We start from the raw sequence: 19419 nt of genomic DNA, 5'->3' as shown, positions 1-19419 counted from the left end.
CAAACTACATTTCATTTCTAATAGGGATGTTTTTATCCCTTTCAAGCGCCAAAAGCGTTTTGCGAAATTTTTTGGGTCGATCCGCCTGCAAACGAAATATCAAGCCAGACATTTTTCTGCGCTAAAATGACACAGTATTCTAACACACCTCAGAATCTTATCAGGATGAAACCTATATTAAATCAAGCCAAAGGCGCGCTTAAAAACTTACTTGAAGATGCACAGATCTTTCAGGCCTTGCTTGAGGTCGGACGCGACAATCTGCCGGAGGATTTAAAACCGCATCTGGTCGGTGTCGGCTTTGAAGGACAAACCCTGCTTTTACAGATCGATGTAGCGGTTTTTGCAACCCAATTGCGGTTTTACGAACCAACGATTCTAGGCTGCTTCCAGGAACATTTTCCGCATTATGTCCTCAACCGGGTCAAAGTACAGATTCTCCCACAGACGGCACCACCGGAAAGAAAAATCCGTCCCAGACAGTTGCCGAACGAATCCGACGCACAAATGATGCAACAGCTCAGTGAAGAGATCGAATCTCCGGGATTGAGTGCCGCACTGAAAAAACTCAGTCAACTGGCACAAAAAAAATCCCCGTAAGCAGAACCTACGGGGATTTTTTATTGATACGCTGGCAAACTTAAAGTCGCTTAGCTGGCAATCTTGGTACTGTTATAGCGATAAGGTTCAGTGCCTTCTTCATAAGAAACGAATTCGTAAGAATCCGGCTGCGCCAACATCGCACGAAGCAGTTGGTTATTCAAAGCATGCCCCGATTTAAAGGCGATGAATTCACCGACGATAGGATGACCGATCATATAAAGATCGCCGACCGCATCGAGAATTTTGTGGCGGACAAATTCGTCTTTATCGCGCAAACCTTCGGCATTCATGACTCCCTTCTCGTCTAGACCGATGGCATTTTTCAAGCTGGCGCCCAACCCAAGGTTACGTGCACGCAACATCTCAATGTCCTTCATAAAACCGAAGGTACGCGCCCGGCTGACTTCTTTGAAATAGGACGTGCAGGAAAATTCCAGAATCATATTTTCGGCGGTTTCCTGAAAAGCAGGGTGTTCGAATTGGATCGAAAAATCCAGACGGTAACCTTCGTACGGACGGAACTCCGCAGTCCCGCCCTTCTCGTTTTCTACCTTGATCGGCTTAAGAATGCGAATAAATTTTTTCGGTGCATCCTGAATATGAAGACCGGCGGACTGCAGCAAAAAGATAAAGTGTGAAGCACTGCCATCCATAATCGGCACTTCGTCGGAGGTCAGTTCGATATAGATATTATCGATACCGACCCCAGCCAAGGCCGACATTAAATGCTCGATGGTGGCGATCTTGATCAATTCACCGGCAGCGTCATTGACAATCGTCGTACACAAAGTGGTTTCCCCAACGATTTGCGGAGAGACTTTAAATTCAACAACCGGATCCAAATCAATACGGCGGAAAACAATTCCGGTATTCTCTGGTGCCGGCTTCAGGGTCATGATCGCTTCGTGACCGGTATGTAAACCGATTCCCTTGGCCTTAATCTTATTTGCTATGGTTCTTTGATTCAAAACTTCAAACTCGTCTTTCAATGCAAGCCACCCGCGGCTTTCGGTTATTTTATCTGTTAGGGTTTATTCGATAATCCTTCACACAATAAACCCGTCAAAATCTCAGTTTTCAAAAATGAAAAATCCGGTGCCTATTCTATCACCGGATTCAACTGAGGTAACTGCGCTCAATTCCCTAGTTACGAAATAGAGAACCGAAGCTCAAATGCCACTTTACATGGCGATTTTAGAAACTGTTTTTAAACCAGTTTTTCATACGTTCAAAAACTGAAGCCGTATCCGACAGGCGACTTCTGGCCGGTTCGCTTGGCAGATTGCTATGCTCTTTCGCATACATCAACAATCCGACCGTGGTTGCATACGCCGGACTATTTACCGCTTCGCTCAAACCGGTCACACCTTCCGGATAGCCTAGACGCACCGGCATATGGAAGACTTCTTCAGCCAGCTCAACAGCACCTTCGACCAATGAACTGCCACCGGTCAAAACAATACCTGCCGCCAAAACATCCTCAAAACCGGAAGAACGCAACTCTTTCTGAATTAACTGGAAAAGCTCTTCATAACGCGGTTCGATCACTTCAACCAGCGTTCGGCGTGATAAGCAGCGCGCCGGACGATCGCCGACGCTCGGGACTTCGATTTCTTCGTCGTGATTGATCAACTGCGGCAGAGCGCAGGCGTATTTCAGTTTAATTTCGTTGGCAGCCTGAGTCGGCGTTCTCAGGGCAACCGCAATATCGTTGGTAACCTGATCACCGGCTACCGAGATGACCGCCGTATGACGAATCGCGCCACTGTGGAAAACCGCAATATCGGTTGTTCCACCCCCGATATCCACCAGACAGACACCGAGTTCTTTTTCATCTTCGGACAATACCGACTCGCTGGAAGCCAGCTGCTCCAAAATAATATCTTCTACGGCAAGCCCGCAACGTTCGACACATTTTGCAATGTTCTGCGCGGCACTGACCGAACCGGTTACCATGTGAACCCGCGCTTCAAGGCGCACTCCGGACATGCCGATCGGTTCGCGAATTCCGCCCTGATTATCGATAATATACTCTTGGGCCAAAATATGCAGAACGCGTTGATCGCCTGGAATCGCCATCGTCTGAGCGGCATCCATGACTCTTTCAATATCGTCATACTGAACGTCCTTATTGCGGATCGCCACCATACCATTCGAGTTGAAACTCTGAATATGGCTACCGGCAATCCCGACATACACCGATTCCACCGTATAGCCGGACATGCGTTCCGCTTCATCTATCGCGCGCTGAATCGACTCTACCGTCGAATCGATATTAACGACAACCCCTTTTTTCAACCCACGGGACGGATGTGTTCCCATGCCGATGATTTCAATTTCTCCATCGGATTTAATCTTGCCGATTACCGCGGCGATTTTAGAGGTTCCTATATCAAGACCGACGACAACATTCGAAGCCTGCTTACGAGCCATTCATTCTTACCTTTTTCAACGCTTCTTTGATTTAGACACACAACGGAGAACATATTTTCGGCTTTCGACAGCCACCGTCATTTGTCTTTTTGACCTACTACAAACCCATTACTATAGCGTAAATCATAACGGCGTGCTGAGTTTCTTAAATCTTCGGACAACGCCGGCAGAGCTCTCAAAAAACGCTGCAAGTGCTCTTGCCAGTTTTCATTACCGAGAACCACTTCAACGCCGTTTTGCATCGCTATATCCCACACTCCGTCACCGCGTAATTTTACAGCCGCCACATCCAAACCGGCTTCTTTCATTTTCGGCTGGATTCGGGTCAGCATCAACAGGATATCGGAGGAACGGCTAAGGTCGCCGTCAAGACGGATTAGATTGGAAAACTCCTTAATATCGTTCGGATAGAAGACAACCCCTTCACGGTTGACCAGACCTTCATCACCCCAGCGTGCAACGGGAAACTGCTCCTGCACACTGATATACAACTGATCCGGCCAGCTTCGAGTCACCGTTACCTTATCAACCCAATCCAAACGCGCCAGATCACTTTGGATTTCATCCAAAGGCACATTCCAGAACGAGCTGCCCAAATATGGCAGCAGGACTTCCTTGATCTCTTCGGAACGAACATGCTGAAGCGGAGTCAGAATCTTAAAATCCTGAATCGGTTTGAAAAAAGGCGAATCTTCCTTACTGGAGTAAACCAGCAGAACACCGACTGCTCCCAGCAGGGCTAATAACAGAAGAATCCGCAGTAAGCGTTTTTTCACTGCCAACTATCCGTCTTTTTTCTCTAGGGTCGCCGCAAGGATTTCATGCACCAACTCCTCAAAGGAGATCCCTTTGGCACGGGCCGCCATCGGTACCAGACTGTGATCGGTCATACCAGGCACGGAATTCAACTCGATCAGCCACGGCTGTCCCTGTTCGTCGACCATCAAATCGACACGACCCCACCCTTTGGAACCGATTACATCAAACGCCTGTAAAACCAGTGTCTGTAGTGCTGACTCGACTTCTTCATCTAGACCGCACGGGCAGATATACTGAGTGTCGTTCGAGCGATATTTGGCTTCGTAGTCGTAAAAATCACGCGGTGTCTGTAAACGGATCAGCGGCAAAGCTTCGCCATTAAGTACACCGCCGGTATATTCCTTGCCGGTAATCCACTGCTCGATCAGAATTTCATGGTCGAACTGCTGAGCATACTCCACAGCTTCCTGCAGCTCTTGCAAGTTGTAAACCTTGCGCATACCGATGCTGGAACCTTCATGGCACGGCTTAACAATCACCGGAAAGTCCAAATCAAAAGCCGTTAAATCAAGCGGCATTTTCTCGCTGACACGAACAAATTTCGGGGTTGGTAAACCGGCTCCCAGCCACATCCATTTAGTGCGCAACTTATCCATGGCGATCGCCGACGGCGCCATCGGACTACCGGTAAAAGGAACATCCAGGTCTTCCAATACCGCCTGAACCACGCCGTCTTCACCCCAGCGGCCATGCAGTGCAATAAAAGCGCGGTCGTACTCTTTTGCGACTTCTTGCAAGTCGTCAATCGACTTGACATCCAGGCCGTGCGCGTCAATTCCCTGCGCTTGCAAAGCTTCGGTTACCGCCTTGCCGCTTCGCAGGGAAATTTCGCGTTCGGCAGCCTTACCGCCCATTAATACAGCCACCTTTCCAAACGGCATATTTTTTCCTTTTATACTTCTTGTTGCGATTGCCAGGCCTTGGAAACCTGACCGATATCACCAGCCCCCATGACCAGCACTAAATCATTATCTTCCAGCAGATCACCAGCCAGCGTCTCAAGCTGATCGAAATCTTCGGCATAGAATCCTTGGCCGCCTCTTAGTCGCAAGGCCTTCAGTAACGCCTTGGAATCGAATTTCGGCAGATGCGCTTCACCGGCAGCATAGACTTCGGTCAAAATCACCAGATCGGCTAACAACAACGCCTGCACAAAATCATCAAACAAATCACGGGTACGTGTGTAACGGTGCGGTTGAAACACCAACACCAGACGCTGCTCAGGGAAAGCATTGCGTGCAGTAGTCAAGGTCGCCGTCAGTTCGGTCGGATGATGACCATAGTCATCGACCAAGGTGACATTTTTCCCTTTTATGCAACGCTGCGGATAAACTTCAAACCGACGGCCAACTCCGCCAAATTCCAGCAAGCCCTGTTGAATCGCTTCTATGGAAACATCCAACTGCAAACCAACGGCTATCGCCGCCAAGGAATTTAGAACATTATGCTCGCCCGGTGTATTTAATCTTACCGGAAAGCAATCAATCCCATCAAGACAAACATCGAAGCTCATTTGCAAACCCTCGGATTTGACGTTTGTCGCGCGTACATCGGCTTCTTCGGAAAAACCGTAAGTCAGAATTTTACGTGTCAGTTTCGGAACAATATTGCGGATATTTTCATCGTCTGCGCATAGAATTGCCAATCCATAAAACGGCAAGCGATGAATAAATTCGATAAAGGTATTTTCCAGGTTGTGATAATCGCCCTGGTAGGTATCCATATGATCTTCGTCGATATTGGTGACCACCGACATCATCGGCGACAAATGCAGGAAAGAGGCATCAGATTCATCCGCTTCGGCCACCAGATAATGGCTTGATCCGAGACGCGCATTCGAACCGACCTGGTTCAACTTCCCGCCGATTACAAACGTCGGGTCGACTCCGCCCTGAGTCAGAACCGCCGCTGTCAAACTGGTCGTCGTCGTTTTACCGTGAGTTCCGGCAATAGCGATACCGAATCGCATGCGCATCAGCTCAGCCAGCATCTCGGCACGCGGAATTACCGGAATACGTGCATCCCTTGCCCAGCTGACCTCTGGATTATTTGGCGCGATGGCCGTCGAAACCACAACCACATCCGAATTTTTGACATGTTCGGCCGAATGACCGATCTGAATCCGAGCTCCGAGAGATTGCAGACGTTCCACCGTGGCATTGCACTTAATATCCGAACCACTGACGATATATCCGAGGTTCAAACACACTTCGGCGATACCCGCCATACCAACACCACCGATACCGACAAAATGAATCTGCTTAACTTGGTCTTTCATTTGAGGAGCTGCTCTTCCTATGCGATTTTTAATCGGCATATGATACAACGCTTTGTATCTTTTCAACGAATTTTCTAATGAGTCGCTCAGAGCTTGAGAATGGAAAAATCTACACCGTGAAACCCATTAATTGGATTGAGTCACTACTTTAGTTTTCATAATCGCTTATCCAGAGTTTCTTAGCAGCGGAAATAAAGGTAGAAATAAAAAAGGAGGCTTATTGCCTCCTTTTATAAGGTAAAAATCGGCCTATAGCAGCATCTCTTTGGCTTCTTCAACCGACGCGACCAGGCGATCGATATCATCAAAGTTATTATAGATACCGAAAGAAGCGCGAACCGTAGCAGGCACTTTAAAGTGCTGCATAACCGGCATGGCACAGTGATGGCTGGCGCGAACCGCAATACCGTCCTGATCCATCAAAGTCGCCATATCGTGCGGATGAACCCCGTCAACGATAAAGGAAACCACCGCCCCCTTATGTTCCGCTTCGCCGATAATTCGCAAACCTTCCACCGTCTTGAGCTTTTCCGTCGCGTACGCCAATAACTCGGCCTCATAAGCGGAAATTCTGTCCAGACCAATGCCTTGCATAAATTTCATCGCCGCTGCCAGACCGATCGCACCGGAAATATGCGGTGTACCGGCTTCGAATTTATACGGCAGAACATTGTATTCCGTTTTATCGAAGGTCACCGAGTAAATCATGTCACCTCCACCCTGATATGGCGGCATAGCTTCCAGCAGAGCTTCTTTGGCATACAGCACGCCGATACCGGTCGGCCCGTACATCTTGTGACCGGATAAAGCGTAAAAGTCACAGTCCAGATCCTGAACATCGACTTGCATATGTGGGGTTGCCTGAGCACCGTCAATCAGGATTTTAGCGCCGACTGAACGAGCGATTTCCGCCATTTCCTTAACCGGGTTAATGGTTCCAAGCGCATTCGACATATGAGTCACCGCCAGCAACTTGGTCTTTTCCGAAACCAACCCTTTCAAGGCATTCAGACAAACTTCGCCCTTCTGGTTCATACGCAGAACCGTCAAACGGATACCGATCTGATCGCGCAATAATTGCCAAGGTACGATATTCGAGTGGTGCTCCATTTCAGTCACGACGACTTCGTCGCCTTCCTTAAGCTGCGCGCGCGCCCAACTATGGGCGACTAGATTAATGGCTTCGGTCGTTCCGCGCACAAAGACGATCTCGCGAGTCGAAGCGGCATTCAAGAATTCGCGAACCGTTTCACGCGCACCTTCGTACAACTCGGTCGCTCTTTCGCTTAAGCCGTAGACCCCGCGATGAACGTTGGCATTCTGTAGACGGTAATAGTCGTCCAGTGCTTCAATAACCGACAAAGGCTTCTGCGAAGTGGCGCCATTATCCAGATAAGCTAACGGCTGACCGTTTTCCTGCTGCTGTAAAATGGGAAACTGCGCACGAACCTGAGAAAAATCGACTGTTGAGTTTTGCATTTTTACCCGTTCATTTTCTGTAACTGTTGTGACAATTCCGCCATCAGCCAACTACGCACAGGAGCTTTAGACAACTCTTCCAGCGGCTCTAATAGGAAAGCTTCGGTAATCATGCGAATCGCATGTTCGCGATGAATGCCGCGTGCCTGCAGGTAAAAAATCTGATTTTTATCGATCTGTCCGGTGGCAGAACCGTGCGAACACTGGACGTCATCGGCATAGATTTCCAGCTGAGGCTTGGTATCCATCTTGGCTTTGTCCGACAACAACAGGTTTTTATTATCCATCTGACCATCAGTTTTCTGGGCTTTCTGATCAACACGGATCATACCGTTAAACACTCCGACTGCCTCGTCGAACAGGACGAATTTATGCAACTGGCGACTTAAGCCCGCTACTTCGTTATGCTCGGTATGAGTACGCGAATCGACGGTCTGCTTTGCCGCTGCCAGACAAGCGCTGTTCTGGTTGCTTTCTATGTGCTCGCCGTTCATATACAGATGGTTCTGATGACGGGCAATCTGTGAGCCGGTCGAAACAAAGAACGTATTGAAAACACTGCTCTCGGCTTGAGAAATATACTGATTGGCAAAATAGTAATCGTCGTCATTCATCTGCTGCATCACGATCTGATTGACACGCGCATTTTGCGCCACATCGATCATAGTTACCGCATTACAGAAGCTTGCAGCGTCCATAGAGACATGGCGTTCGATCCAGCTGATTTCGGCATTCTCGCCGATACGCACCAGATTACGACTATGATCGGCCTGACCACCGGTGTGTACGAAAAGAACCAGCAACGGCATTTCCATAAAAGCGTTTTTTGCCACTTGCACGACAAAACCGTCCTGCATCAGAGCCGAGTTCAAGTTAGCGAAAGGCTCTTTAGCCATTTCGGTTTCGTCCACAAACAAATTTGCAGCCTTTTCATCATTCGTCAGCCACGTTGCAGATGGTTCAAAGCTCACGCCTTTCGGCAGCTGACTGACATCGTCGGACAGAGCAGCTTGAAAACGACCATTGACGAAAACCAGTTTGAAGACGTCAAAATCAGGCAAATAAGGTGTGATCTGTTCGGCACTCAGCTGTGGAACTTGATCGTTGGCAAACAAATTCTGCAAAAAACCGCTCAAACGCGTGTATTGCCAATCTTCGTCTTTCAGCGTTGGAAAACCTTCCGCTGCAAGACGAGCGCAAGCCTGCTGACGCAAAGCACCAAGTGCGCCTTGCGAATTCATAGCCTGCGATTGGGCCAGATAAAAATCGACCGCTTTTTTCGCGACCGGAGACATTTTTCTACTCATGACACTGCAACCCCGGATTATGCTTCTTGGTGTTGCTGAATAATGTCGTCATAGCCGTGCTCTTCCAACTCGTGAACCAGCTCGAAACCGCCCGACTTGACGATACGACCGTTATACAGAACGTGGACGTAATCCGGCTTGATGTAATCCAACAGACGCTGATAGTGAGTAACAATAATAAAGCTACGTTCAGGCGTTTTCAGGCTGTTTACCCCGTTGGCCACCAGACGCAAGGCATCAATATCCAGACCTGAATCGGTCTCGTCCATAATGCATAACTTCGGCTCAAGCAGCGCCATCTGGAAAATGTCGTTACGCTTTTTCTCACCACCGGAGAAACCGACATTCACTGAACGATCCAACAGGTCGGCACGCATATCCAACAGTTCGATCTTCTCTTTGGCATATTCGTCGAAATCGAACATATCCAAAGCCGGCAGGCCCTGCTCTTCGCGTACCGCATTCACTGCGGTCTGCATGAACAATTTGTTACTGACACCCGGAATTTCCACCGGATATTGAAACGCCAAAAACAGACCTTTACGCGCACGCTCTTCCGGATCCATATCCAGCAAATCTTCGCCGTTGAATTCAACCGATCCGGCGGTCACTTCGTAGTCTTCGCGCCCGGCAAGAACACTTGCCAGAGTACTTTTACCGGCACCGTTCGGCCCCATGATTGCATGAACTTCACCCGGTTTTACTTCGATACTCAAGCCCTTCAAGATTTGCTTGTCTTCAATTTCCGCTTGTAAATTTTCAACTTTCAATAACATTGTTATGGTCTTCTTTTAAATTTTAAATTCGGTTAATCAAGGTGGTGTGAGCGTTTAGCCCACCGACCCTTCCAGACTGATCGCCAGCAATTCTTCGGCTTCCTGAGCAAACTCCAACGGCAGTTCGCTAAATACCTCTTTACAGAAACCGTTTACGATCATCGAAATCGCATCCTGCTCGCTGATACCGCGTTGCTGGCAATAGAACAACTGATCTTCACCGATACGCGAGGTGGTCGCTTCGTGCTCGATCTGCGCCGTCGAGTTCTCCACTTCGATATACGGGAAAGTGTGCGCTCCGCATTTATCGCCGATCAGCATGGAATCGCACTGCGTGAAGTTACGCGCACCTTCCGCAGAAGCGGCAATTTTCACCAGCCCTCGGTAGGTGTTATCACTATGACCAGCCGACAGACCTTTCGAAATAATGGTACTGCGGGTATTTTTCCCAAGGTGGATCATTTTGGTTCCGGTATCGGCCTGCTGACGACGGTTAGTCAACGCCACCGAATAGAATTCACCGATTGAATTATCGCCTTTCAAGATACAGCTCGGGTATTTCCAGGTAATCGCCGAGCCGGTTTCCGCCTGAGTCCAGGACAACTTCGAGTTCTTGCCTTCACAGATACCGCGCTTGGTTACGAAGTTCAAAATACCGCCTTCGCAGTTCTCGTCGCCCGGATACCAGTTCTGAACGGTCGAGTATTTTACTTCGGCATCTTCATGCACGATGACTTCAACCACCGCCGCATGCAACTGATAGCTGTCGCGAACCGGTGCGGAACAACCTTCCAGATAGCTTACATAACTGCCTTTATCCGCAACCAGAATGGTACGTTCAAACTGACCGGTTTTGGCTTCATTAATACGGAAATAGGTCGAAAGATCGATCGGACTGTGGACACCTTCCGGAACATAAACAAAGGTTCCGTCCGAAGCGACAGCCGAGTTCAAAGCGGCAAAGTAGTTGTCATGATAAGGCACGACCGTACCGATATATTTCTGAACCAGCTCCGGATGATCCTGCACTGCTTCCGAGAACGAACAGAAGATAATACCCAGCTTCGCCAACTCTTCACGTTTGGTGGTGGAAATCGAAACCGAATCGAAAATCGCATCCACCGCCACATTGGCATCATCGTCGTAAATCGGCACACCAAGCATCTCAAACGCCTTGGCTACTTCAGGATCGATTCCGGCTTCTTCTTCGGTTGAGCAGGTTCCGGCGCAACTGCCGCATTCCGGCGCCGAATAGTAGCTGTAATCCTGATAATCCAGAGGTTCGTATTTAGCTTTGGCCCAATGCGGTTCACTCATAGTTTGCCAATGTTTAAAGGCACGTAAGCGAAACTCCAGCATCCATTCCGGCTCGTTTTTCTTTGCGGAAATGGCTCGAACCACCTCTTCGTTAATCCCTTTCGCAAAGGTTTCTACCTGAGTTTTGGTCTCGAACCCTTCGCGATAGCTCAGGTTCTTCTGTAATACGCTTGTGATCTCTTCATATTCCGATTCAACCGAAGTCAAATCGGTCACATTTGCTAATTCAGCCATGAAACTTTACCGTCTATTTTTAATTCCACAGTATTTTAGTAGGTTATTAATTCAATGTCTATGCTTTGGGAATTTTATTGATATAAAAAAACAAACAACTTTGCAGAATCGATAAAGATTTAAACACGACAGGCGTGCAACATCGATTCCAGCCAGGATGAGTCCAGATCGATCCCTTGAAGGCAGAGCTTCCCTAAACCGGACTGATCAAAATCCTGGTTATCGGCGGCATAGGTATCGATCCGCTCGACACCGGCTTCCAGAGCGACTAGATTTTCGTACTCCAAAGTGTGGAAAACGCCTTTGGCACGATAAATCTGCATTCCCAAACTGCGGCGGGCATTGTCCAGCACCATCACCAGATGGTCAAGTACCACTTTTCCCAACTGAAAATGTAACACCTGCATTTGCGCGGCTTGCCAGTGCTGCAATTTGTCTTGCAGATTCATCGGAGGTGAGAGGAATTGCATTGAATCGAGACCGTGTCGTCCCCAACGCAAAACTTTGATATCCGGGTAGTTATGTTTGATGAACAGCGACCAGCGGTTGTGATCCAACAGCGAAACCTCGTCGGCAAAGGCCAGAACCAAAGCGTCGCTGGACTGCAAAAGCGAATCCAGACGTTGATAAACCCACTGCCCTTCAGTTCTTGGAGGTTCACTGCGCGCATCTACCACGCACAGGACGCGGCAACTGTACCCTTCAGGCTCTTCAAAAGCCTGAAATGGCGGCTGAATGCCGCGATCAATCGCAAAAAATCCGCTATCGTCGGCATTATTTTCGTCATCACGCCACTCTTTGAGGTCAAGATGCTCGCTTAGAAAAGCGGCAAATCTCTGCTTGCCGCTGCCGGGTAAACCGGTAACCACAAATAACTGGGCCGCATCTGTCGGCAAACGTTCAGTCACGTTTTTTCTCAAAGCAGTTCTGCATATGTCGAGCCAGTTCGCCGATAAAGAGATCGTAATCGCTAAATTGCTTGCCTTCAGGCGCATAGGTCACCCCCATCGGATCAAGGGTTTCCGTATTGACCTCAAGGCCTTTCGTAACGGCCAGAATGCGTTTTTCAGGGAACTGCGGCTCCTTAAAAATACACTGAACTTCACCGGCCTTCACGCGTGCTCTCAGCTCCAAAATACGTTTTAAACTCGGAGCGATTTCCGGATTCAGACGAATTGAACCGACACCATTCAAACCGTAGTGATGTTCGAAATAATGGAAAGCGTCATGCAAGACCAAGAAAGGCACTTCTTGAAAAGGGTTCAAAATAGTTTGATTTTTTACGTCCTGCACGGAAATTTTCGCCAACCAATCTTCGGTACGCTGTGCAATTTCGGCCGATGATTCCGGTTTTAACTGCTGCAATTTCCGAGACGCCGCTTGAATCAAAATGCGTGCATTATCGACCGACATCCAGATATGCCCATCGTAAGGCGGCAATTCTTTGTGACTGTCGGCAGCCTGCTGTTCGTGCTCATGATGTTCGTCGTGCTCATGCTCGTCAGCATGGACATGCCCGCCCTTCTGCCAAATTCCGCCGGCTCTGAAAGGCAGCGTCTCAATCCCTTCAAGTTGCGCCATTCTCAAAGTTTGCCCATCCGGCAATTTGACCTTCTGCGCCCATGCATCGACCGGCGTACCAACAGTGATTACCAGATCGCTTGTATGCAGCGCCTGCAGATGCGACGGTTTTAATTGAAAACCGTGCGGAGAAGCCCCGGGAGTCAGTAACAGCTGAAGCTCGTCATCCTGATCCAATAAAGGTGCAATCATTCCGGCCAGAGGCGGAACCGATACGGTAATATTAATTGCCTTGGCAGGCATAGCCGGTAGAATCCAAAGACCACACAGCATTCCTAATAGCTTTTTCAAAACTTTACTTCCTTAGATTCAAAAACTCGCTAAAATAAAAACTCAATTCGGGAAGCGGTTCTGCCTGCTACCCCGAATCAACCCATGAACTCTTTGTCCGGCAGACACATTTTCATGAAATACGCCGCGACGGATTTAGATCATTTCAGCGAGTCAACGTTGCACACTATTCCACTTATCGAAGCGAAACACTTAAATCTCAGTTTCGGAAAACAACAGGTTTTGGAGAATGTTTCTCTCAACATCCATCCAAAAGAAATCGTTACCCTTATAGGCCCAAACGGTGCAGGTAAATCCACCCTTCTGAAAATCCTGCTCGGACTCTTGACACCGGACAGCGGAAAAGTGGTTCGTAAACGCCACCTCAATGTCGGCTTTATGCCGCAAAAAATCCAAATCGATCCAACCTTGCCAATGACCGTCGAACGCTTTTTGCAATTAGGGCTAAAAATACAAAAACGCGGCTTTTTCCGGCGAGAATATAGTACCACAAACCTTGAAAAATACGTCGACGAACTCAATATCGGCTATCTGTTAAAGCAACCTATTCAGCAGGTTTCCGGCGGTGAAATGCAACGCATTCTTCTGGCCCGCGCCCTACTGCGCGAGCCGGATCTTCTGGTGCTTGACGAACCGGTTCAAGGTGTCGACCTTCAAGGCCAAACCGAACTTTACCAGTACCTTAACCAGCTCCGTCATCGCGAAGGTTACGGTATTTTAATGGTCAGCCACGATCTGCATATTGTTATGAAGCACACTGATGAAGTTCTGTGCTTAAACCGTCACATGTGCTGCTCCGGCCACCCGCACAGCGTCAGCCAATCCAAAGAATTTCAGGATCTGTTCGGCGAACACACCGAAGCGATCGCGGTGTACGAACACCACCACGACGAAGCCACCTGCGACCACTCTCACGGTCATAACCATATCCACCTGGATGAGACTGGGGAGAGTAAGCACAATGATTGAAATGACTCAATTTCTGGTATTCGCACTACTCGGCGGAATCGGACTGGCGTTGATTTCTGCCCCTCTCGGGGTGTTTATGGTCTGGCAAAGACAGTCCTACTTCGGCGCAACCCTGGCCCATTCCGCTCTACTCGGAATCAGCCTAGGCCTGCTACTCCAAACCGACCTGACCATCACTGTCATCGTCGTTTCAATGGTGATCGCTTGGGGCATCTTTACCCTTAGCCATAGCAAGCAGCTCTCTTCCGACACGCTGCTTGGAATACTAGCGCATAGCAGCCTCGCCCTCGGTTTGGTTTTAATTAGCCTGCAGAACAGCGTACAAATCGACATTATGGGTTATTTGTTCGGCGACATTCTCAGCATTACCAAAACCGATCTATGGCTGATCGCTTTCACCGGAGTTTTAATCCTGCTATTTTACTGGCGCCACTGGCGCGATCTTCTGAACATCACTCTGAATCCACAGCTGGCACAGGTAGAGGGTACGGCAGTTAAGACGGTTCAACTGCAATACATCCTCTTGCTGGCGTTTATGATTGCGCTATCGATGAAAATCGTCGGAATTCTACTGATCACATCTCTACTAATTATTCCACCGGCGGCGGCGAGACGCATCTCCGACACTCCAGAAAAGATGCTGCTGATCAGTATGCTGATCGGTTTATTATCCGTTCTCGGAGGCCTGTTTGCTTCCTACCACTTCGACTTGCCTCCAGGCGCCTCCATCGTTCTGGCAGCCACCGCATTCTTCGCGATACTGCAATTAAAAAAAGCGCCGATGTAAGGCGCTTTTTATCAGGGCAACATTCGTTCGTCAACAACGATCCAGCGTAACAAAATCGAATGCATACGCATGCCGCTCGTCGACAGCGTGACTCTCGCGCTCGATCTCTTGCCAGGAAAGCGCCCGCCAGTCAGGAAAATGGGTATCACCATCAATTTGCGCATGAATCAATGTCAGATACAAACGATCGGCTCGTGGCAGCATCTGTGCATACAGCTGACCGCCTCCCATAATAATCGCTTCCTCCACATCACCGAGACTCTGCAAGGCTTCATCAACCGAAGAGAATACCGCTACCCCATCCAGTTGCAATTCAGCATTGCGACTAATGACGATATTCGGACGGTTCGGCAAAGGTCGCGAGCCAATCGATTCGAATGTCTTGCGCCCCATAATCACCGGCTTGCCGGTCGTCTTGGCTTTGAAATGGCGTAAATCATCCGGAAGATGCCACGGCATATCGTTATCCAGGCCGATGACGCGCTCATCGGTCATGGCGGCAATCATGGCGATTCTCATATCGATACCGTCGCTTTGATATGTTCGTGTGCCTGATAGTTCAGCAATTCGAAATCTTCGAACTTGTAGTCGAAAATCGATTCCGGCTTACGTTTAATGTGCAGGGTCGGTAACGGCAGAGGTTCGCGCTGCAACTGAATTTTCGCCTGCTCAATGGTGTTGTTGTAAAGATGAACATCTCCGCCGGTCCAGACAAATTCGCCGACATCGTAACCGGTTTGCTGCGCCATCATATGGACTAGGAAAGCGTAGCTGGCGATATTGAACGGTACGCCGAGGAAAGTGTCGGCACTGCGCTGATACAACTGACAGGATAACTTACCGTCGGCGACATAGAATTGGAAAAAGGCATGACAGGTTGCCAGCGCCATCTTGCCGTCCAGCACATTCTGCTGCGGACTTTTGGATTCATCCGGCAGATCGGCCGGGTTCCAAGCAGTCACGATCATGCGTCGGCTGTTCGGATTACTTTTCAGAGTTTCAACCACCTCGGCAATCTGGTTGATCACTTCGCCGTTCGGAGACTGCCAGGCAACCCACTGTTTACCGTACAGAGGACCAAGATCACCGTTTTCGGTGGCCCATTCATCCCAGATACGCACACCGTTGTCTTTGAGATATTTGATATTGGTATCGCCCGACAGGAACCACAACAACTCATGCAGAATCGAACGAATATGCAGCTTTTTGGTCGTCATCAAAGGAAAGCCTTTTTGCAGGTCGAAACGCATTTGATAGCCGAAAACCGACCGCGTACCGGTACCGGTCCGGTCTCCCTTATCGGCACCATTCTCAAGAATATGGGATAACAACTGCAAATACTGCTGCATAAAACTCTCTTCTTTTTCTTTGTAAAACCTTACACCACTGCCGATTGAACCGGCTGTTTACGATTATAAGCCCAATAGATCAGACCGGCACCGAATAGAATCATCGGCAAGGACAGGATCTGTCCCATCGTCACCCAGCCCCATAGCAGATAACCAAGCTGAGCATCCGGCACACGCCAGAATTCGACAGTAAAACGGAAAACACCGTAACCAATCAGGAACATCCCGGCGACACTGCCTGCTGGACGCGACTTACGCGCATAGATCGCCAGAATGATAAACAAGACCACACCTTCCAGAAGCGCTTCCAGCAGCTGGGTTGGATACTTTAAAACCGTAGCATGCAAGTGCGGATCATACACCGCCATCCCCAGAGGAGAGTCGGTGACCTTACCCCAGAGTTCACCGTTAATGAAATTACCGATTCGCCCGGTAAACAATCCGATCGGAATCAACGGAGCAACGAAATCGGCCACCTGAAACAGCGATTGCTGAGTTTTGCGTGCAAACAAAACCATTGCGACCGTTACGCCGAGCAGACCGCCGTGGAAGGACATCCCGCCTTCCCAGACTCGCAGCATCGCCAGCGGATCTTGAAGATAATGGCTTAAATCATAGAAGAAGATATAACCGATACGTCCGCCGAGAATCACGCCCATAGCGACGTAGAACAGCAGGTCACCGACCATTTCCGAATTCCACGGCGGGCGACGCTTGCTGCGCATCACGCCATACAACCAGCCACCGCCAAAAGCGAACAGATACATCAAACCGTACCAGTGAATTTTAATCGGCCCCAGCGCTAAAGCGACCGGATCGATAGACGGATACTCCCACATAAGAAGGCGCTCTTCATTGCAATCAAAATTGCTATGCATAATATCAAAAAAAGCGCCCTAACAGAGGCTAATCCGGAAAGGAAATCGAGAAACTTACATGACAAAATCCCGGCGCACTTGTCTCGACACTTCTCGACAAGCCCGCCGAACTTTTAAATTCGAAACTGTTTGACCAGCGTTTCCAGTTGATCGGCCAAGCCTTTCAGACCATCGCCATAGCGTTCGGTATTTTCCGAACGGGCCACCGTCTCTTCGGAAACTTCGTGAATCTGCAAAATATGCTGCTTGACGGTTTCCGCCAATTGCGATTGCGATTGGGCGGCGCTCAAAACCTGCTCGCTCATCTTTTGAATATCGTCCATCAGCACCGACACCGGCTGCAGGGTATCGCGGGTTTTCATGACCGCCTCGCAGCTTGATTTGGTTGCTGCCTTACTGGCTTCAACCACCGATACCGTCGACAAGGTTGCACTGCGGATCTTATCGATAATCGCCTCGATCTCGACGGTCGATTCCTGTGTACGTTGCGCCAAGCCACGCACCTCATCGGCCACCACGGCAAAACCGCGACCATGCTCTCCTGCACGCGCCGCTTCGATCGCCGCATTCAGTGACAGCAGATTCGTCTGCTCGGCGATCTCCTTGATGACACTCACTACAGTACCGATCAGCTCACTGTCCGCACGCAACTGCACAACCGACTCGTTCATCGCCCGCATGCCTTGCGAAAGCTTTTCAATCTCTTCGGCAGCCACCCCTACCATCTCGCCACTCTGCTTGACTCTATCCGTCGCCTGATCGGTTGCGCGCGTGGTGTTACGTGAATGATCTTCGACCGAGGCGGCCTTCTGACGCATCGCCATGACCGAATTCGACAGGTCTTCGGTAGCGGAACGTTGCTGTTGGCTTCCCAAACGAGCATCATGGGTAATATCCAGCAAACGCTTCGAAGACAAATCCAGCTCGTCAACAGTTAGGGCAACCTCTTTTAACATCTGACGGATTTTTTCCATAAAGTCGTTAAAATAACGCGCCATCTCGCCCATTTCGTCCGCGCTGTTCACCGGCAGACGACGGGTCAGATCTCCTTCACCTTCGGAAATATCGCGCATCGCATGCGAGACGGTTTTGATCGGTTCAATCACGGAACGGGTCACCCGTCGCGAAATCAACATACCGACCAGCTGACCGGTAATCGACAGTAATAGCAGCAACACGATATTATTCCAGCTGCTGTCGATCACGTCCCCGCTTAACTGCTTCATCTCGGCAACACTCGCGGACGAAATTTGGTTCAACTCATTCTCCATTTCACGGAAAATCGGCTCGATCTGATTTTGTGCAATCCACAGATCCATTCGCCATTTAGGACTTTCATGGATGTTTCTTAACTCATGGTAATTCTGCAGATACTCTTTGGATAGTTCAGTCAGATTTTCTAGACCGCTCTCTTCTTCAAGCGTCAGATTCTGCGAGTCGGCTTGCTGATTCAGATCGCTTAGCTGCTGGTCGAAATAACCGAGATAGTTTTCGGTCATTTTCTGCATGGAATCATTTCTAAACGCCATATAGCCACGTACCGACGACATCACATTCAACCAGGTTTTCTGTAACTCGATCAGTCGCCCGAGCAGTTGACGGCGGTTTTGAGAATATTCGACCAGTTCGGAATCCAGCATTTCGCTCAGAATCTGCTGCATGCGAATCGCCTTCGGATTCATGTTTTCATCCACATAGGCGAATCCGGGAAATTTCAGCGACGGCTGACTTTGCACCTTCTGAATTTCGGCAATATGCGATGGCAAACTTTCCAGTAATGTCTGCAATCGACGATATGAGCCCGCTATCTCCGAATCCTCCGCCAAATCGACTTTATCGGCGTCACCTGACAGGCGGCTTTCAATCGTTTTAGCCGCCCCTTGGACGCTGGAATTATAAAATTCCAGATTCTTGTCTTCCCCGGTTGCCAGAAACATGCTCAAGGCATTCATCCCTTTTTCCAACTCGAAAGAAATCGACTGTGCTTCAATTGCCAGCGGCTGCTTCTGCTCGATGACTTCCGATACCTTTTCTCGCACCAGAAACAAATTCACTGCCGCTTGAATGGTAATCAACGCCAAAGCAAACCAGATCACTCCGAAACCGAAGCGGATTTTCTGCTGGATCGTCAAACGATGTAAAAACTGATCCATAACTTCTTCTTCCCTTTAAGGCTTGAATGACCAAGCATAGCAATCATACTTCCAGCTTTAAGCAAAGCCAGTGCCAGCCAATCACCCGATAGACGGTCTTCAAGCAAATAGAATAAGCACAATTCTCCGGTACCTCAAACACATAAGCGAACCTTGATACACCTA

At 49.1% G+C, this 19419-nt stretch carries 18 protein-coding genes; 3 read left to right on the top strand and 15 right to left on the bottom strand.

Annotated elements, in window-relative coordinates; translation table 11 throughout:
• The first annotated feature begins 165 nt into the window (after window positions 1-165).
• Complete coding sequence (locus H8792_RS09545; protein ID WP_185978724.1) at window positions 166-600, top strand: DciA family protein; 435 nt, start codon at window positions 166-168, stop codon at window positions 598-600.
• 50 nt (window positions 601-650) lie between these two features.
• On the opposite strand, the gene lpxC is transcribed toward H8792_RS09545, so the two are convergent.
• The 11 genes from lpxC to H8792_RS09490 all read right to left on the bottom strand — a co-directional run bounded on the left by lpxC (window position 651) and on the right by H8792_RS09490 (window position 13118).
• Complete coding sequence (gene lpxC, locus H8792_RS09540) at window positions 651-1571, bottom strand: UDP-3-O-acyl-N-acetylglucosamine deacetylase (RefSeq protein WP_185978738.1); 921 nt, start codon at window positions 1569-1571, stop codon at window positions 651-653.
• 226 nt (window positions 1572-1797) lie between these two features.
• A complete protein-coding gene (gene ftsA / locus H8792_RS09535; RefSeq protein ID WP_185978723.1) occupies window positions 1798-3036 on the bottom strand; it encodes a cell division protein FtsA in 1239 nt (412 codons plus the stop codon).
• 77 nt (window positions 3037-3113) lie between these two features.
• Window positions 3114-3812: a cell division protein FtsQ/DivIB gene (locus tag H8792_RS09530; protein ID WP_185978722.1), complete on the bottom strand. Its 699-nt coding sequence runs from the start codon at window positions 3810-3812 to the stop codon at window positions 3114-3116.
• 6 nt (window positions 3813-3818) lie between these two features.
• Window positions 3819-4736 carry a D-alanine--D-alanine ligase gene (locus H8792_RS09525; protein ID WP_185978721.1) on the bottom strand — a complete coding sequence of 306 codons (918 nt, stop codon included), beginning with the start codon at window positions 4734-4736 and terminating at the stop codon, window positions 3819-3821.
• 11 nt (window positions 4737-4747) lie between these two features.
• A complete protein-coding gene (gene murC, locus H8792_RS09520; RefSeq protein WP_185978720.1) occupies window positions 4748-6133 on the bottom strand; it encodes a UDP-N-acetylmuramate--L-alanine ligase in 1386 nt (461 codons plus the stop codon).
• Between the two features lie 249 nt (window positions 6134-6382).
• Window positions 6383-7612, bottom strand: a complete 1230-nt coding sequence (locus tag H8792_RS09515) for an aminotransferase class V-fold PLP-dependent enzyme (RefSeq protein ID WP_185978719.1) — start codon at window positions 7610-7612, stop codon at window positions 6383-6385.
• Window positions 7613-7614: 2 nt separating this feature from the next.
• Entirely contained in the window at window positions 7615-8919 is a 1305-nt protein-coding gene (gene sufD, locus H8792_RS09510) for a Fe-S cluster assembly protein SufD (RefSeq protein ID WP_185978718.1), read from the bottom strand.
• 17 nt (window positions 8920-8936) lie between these two features.
• The gene (gene sufC / locus H8792_RS09505) at window positions 8937-9695 is read right to left on the bottom strand and encodes a Fe-S cluster assembly ATPase SufC (RefSeq protein ID WP_185978717.1); all 759 of its coding nucleotides are present in this window, start codon (window positions 9693-9695) and stop codon (window positions 8937-8939) included.
• A gap of 54 nt (window positions 9696-9749) precedes the next feature.
• Complete coding sequence (gene sufB / locus H8792_RS09500; protein ID WP_185978716.1) at window positions 9750-11246, bottom strand: Fe-S cluster assembly protein SufB; 1497 nt, start codon at window positions 11244-11246, stop codon at window positions 9750-9752.
• A gap of 119 nt (window positions 11247-11365) precedes the next feature.
• Window positions 11366-12154: a GTP-binding protein gene (locus H8792_RS12770; RefSeq protein ID WP_185978715.1), complete on the bottom strand. Its 789-nt coding sequence runs from the start codon at window positions 12152-12154 to the stop codon at window positions 11366-11368.
• Window positions 12147-13118 (bottom strand): zinc ABC transporter substrate-binding protein, encoded by a 972-nt coding sequence (locus H8792_RS09490; RefSeq protein WP_185978714.1) that lies wholly within the window; start codon window positions 13116-13118, stop codon window positions 12147-12149. The genes H8792_RS12770 and H8792_RS09490 overlap by 8 nt, the downstream gene beginning before the upstream one ends.
• An 84-nt stretch (window positions 13119-13202) precedes the next feature.
• Between H8792_RS09490 and H8792_RS09485 the strand changes: the two genes are divergently transcribed.
• Together H8792_RS09485 and H8792_RS09480 are read left to right on the top strand one after the other, a co-directional pair.
• On the top strand, window positions 13203-14087 hold the full coding sequence (locus tag H8792_RS09485; RefSeq protein ID WP_228767061.1) for an ATP-binding cassette domain-containing protein: 885 nt from the start codon (window positions 13203-13205) through the stop codon (window positions 14085-14087).
• Window positions 14080-14874: an iron chelate uptake ABC transporter family permease subunit gene (locus H8792_RS09480; protein WP_228767060.1), complete on the top strand. Its 795-nt coding sequence runs from the start codon at window positions 14080-14082 to the stop codon at window positions 14872-14874. Before H8792_RS09485 ends, H8792_RS09480 begins: the two co-directional genes overlap by 8 nt.
• Before the next feature lie 30 nt (window positions 14875-14904).
• Here the strand turns inward: H8792_RS09480 and folA are convergent, their stop codons facing one another.
• From folA to H8792_RS09460, 4 genes are all read right to left on the bottom strand, one after another.
• Window positions 14905-15393 carry a type 3 dihydrofolate reductase gene (gene folA / locus H8792_RS09475; protein WP_185978713.1) on the bottom strand — a complete coding sequence of 163 codons (489 nt, stop codon included), beginning with the start codon at window positions 15391-15393 and terminating at the stop codon, window positions 14905-14907.
• Complete coding sequence (locus H8792_RS09470) at window positions 15390-16223, bottom strand: thymidylate synthase (protein ID WP_185978712.1); 834 nt, start codon at window positions 16221-16223, stop codon at window positions 15390-15392. Before H8792_RS09470 ends, folA begins: the two co-directional genes overlap by 4 nt.
• Before the next feature lie 29 nt (window positions 16224-16252).
• Window positions 16253-17062 carry a prolipoprotein diacylglyceryl transferase gene (lgt, locus tag H8792_RS09465; protein WP_185978711.1) on the bottom strand — a complete coding sequence of 270 codons (810 nt, stop codon included), beginning with the start codon at window positions 17060-17062 and terminating at the stop codon, window positions 16253-16255.
• A 152-nt stretch (window positions 17063-17214) separates the two neighbouring features.
• Complete coding sequence (locus tag H8792_RS09460; protein ID WP_185978710.1) at window positions 17215-19254, bottom strand: methyl-accepting chemotaxis protein; 2040 nt, start codon at window positions 19252-19254, stop codon at window positions 17215-17217.
• Window positions 19255-19419: the final 165 nt, after the last annotated feature.

It is taken from the genome of Thiomicrorhabdus heinhorstiae, assembly GCF_013391765.2.
GTDB lineage: Bacteria > Pseudomonadota > Gammaproteobacteria > Thiomicrospirales > Thiomicrospiraceae > Thiomicrorhabdus > Thiomicrorhabdus heinhorstiae.
The sequence above is the reverse complement of the archived record's forward strand: the minus strand, read 5'-3'. Positions and strand labels throughout refer to the sequence as shown.

Bases quoted from the DNA above. Each gene is read 5' to 3' on its own strand.
- H8792_RS09545 (WP_185978724.1), top strand. From the start codon at position 166: ATGAAACCTATATTAAATCAAGCCAAAGGCGCGCTTAAAAACTTACTT.
- ftsA (WP_185978723.1), bottom strand. From the start codon at position 3,036: ATGGCTCGTAAGCAGGCTTCGAATGTTGTCGTCGGTCTTGATATAGGA.
- H8792_RS09525 (WP_185978721.1), bottom strand. From the start codon at position 4,736: ATGCCGTTTGGAAAGGTGGCTGTATTAATGGGCGGTAAGGCTGCCGAA.
- murC (WP_185978720.1), bottom strand. From the start codon at position 6,133: ATGAAAGACCAAGTTAAGCAGATTCATTTTGTCGGTATCGGTGGTGTT.
- H8792_RS09515 (WP_185978719.1), bottom strand. From the start codon at position 7,612: ATGCAAAACTCAACAGTCGATTTTTCTCAGGTTCGTGCGCAGTTTCCC.
- sufD (WP_185978718.1), bottom strand. From the start codon at position 8,919: ATGAGTAGAAAAATGTCTCCGGTCGCGAAAAAAGCGGTCGATTTTTAT.
- sufC (WP_185978717.1), bottom strand. From the start codon at position 9,695: ATGTTATTGAAAGTTGAAAATTTACAAGCGGAAATTGAAGACAAGCAA.
- sufB (WP_185978716.1), bottom strand. From the start codon at position 11,246: ATGGCTGAATTAGCAAATGTGACCGATTTGACTTCGGTTGAATCGGAA.
- H8792_RS09485 (WP_228767061.1), top strand. From the start codon at position 13,203: ATGAACTCTTTGTCCGGCAGACACATTTTCATGAAATACGCCGCGACG.
- H8792_RS09480 (WP_228767060.1), top strand. From the start codon at position 14,080: ATGATTGAAATGACTCAATTTCTGGTATTCGCACTACTCGGCGGAATC.
- folA (WP_185978713.1), bottom strand. From the start codon at position 15,393: ATGAGAATCGCCATGATTGCCGCCATGACCGATGAGCGCGTCATCGGC.
- H8792_RS09470 (WP_185978712.1), bottom strand. From the start codon at position 16,223: ATGCAGCAGTATTTGCAGTTGTTATCCCATATTCTTGAGAATGGTGCC.
- lgt (WP_185978711.1), bottom strand. From the start codon at position 17,062: ATGTGGGAGTATCCGTCTATCGATCCGGTCGCTTTAGCGCTGGGGCCG.
- H8792_RS09460 (WP_185978710.1), bottom strand. From the start codon at position 19,254: ATGGATCAGTTTTTACATCGTTTGACGATCCAGCAGAAAATCCGCTTC.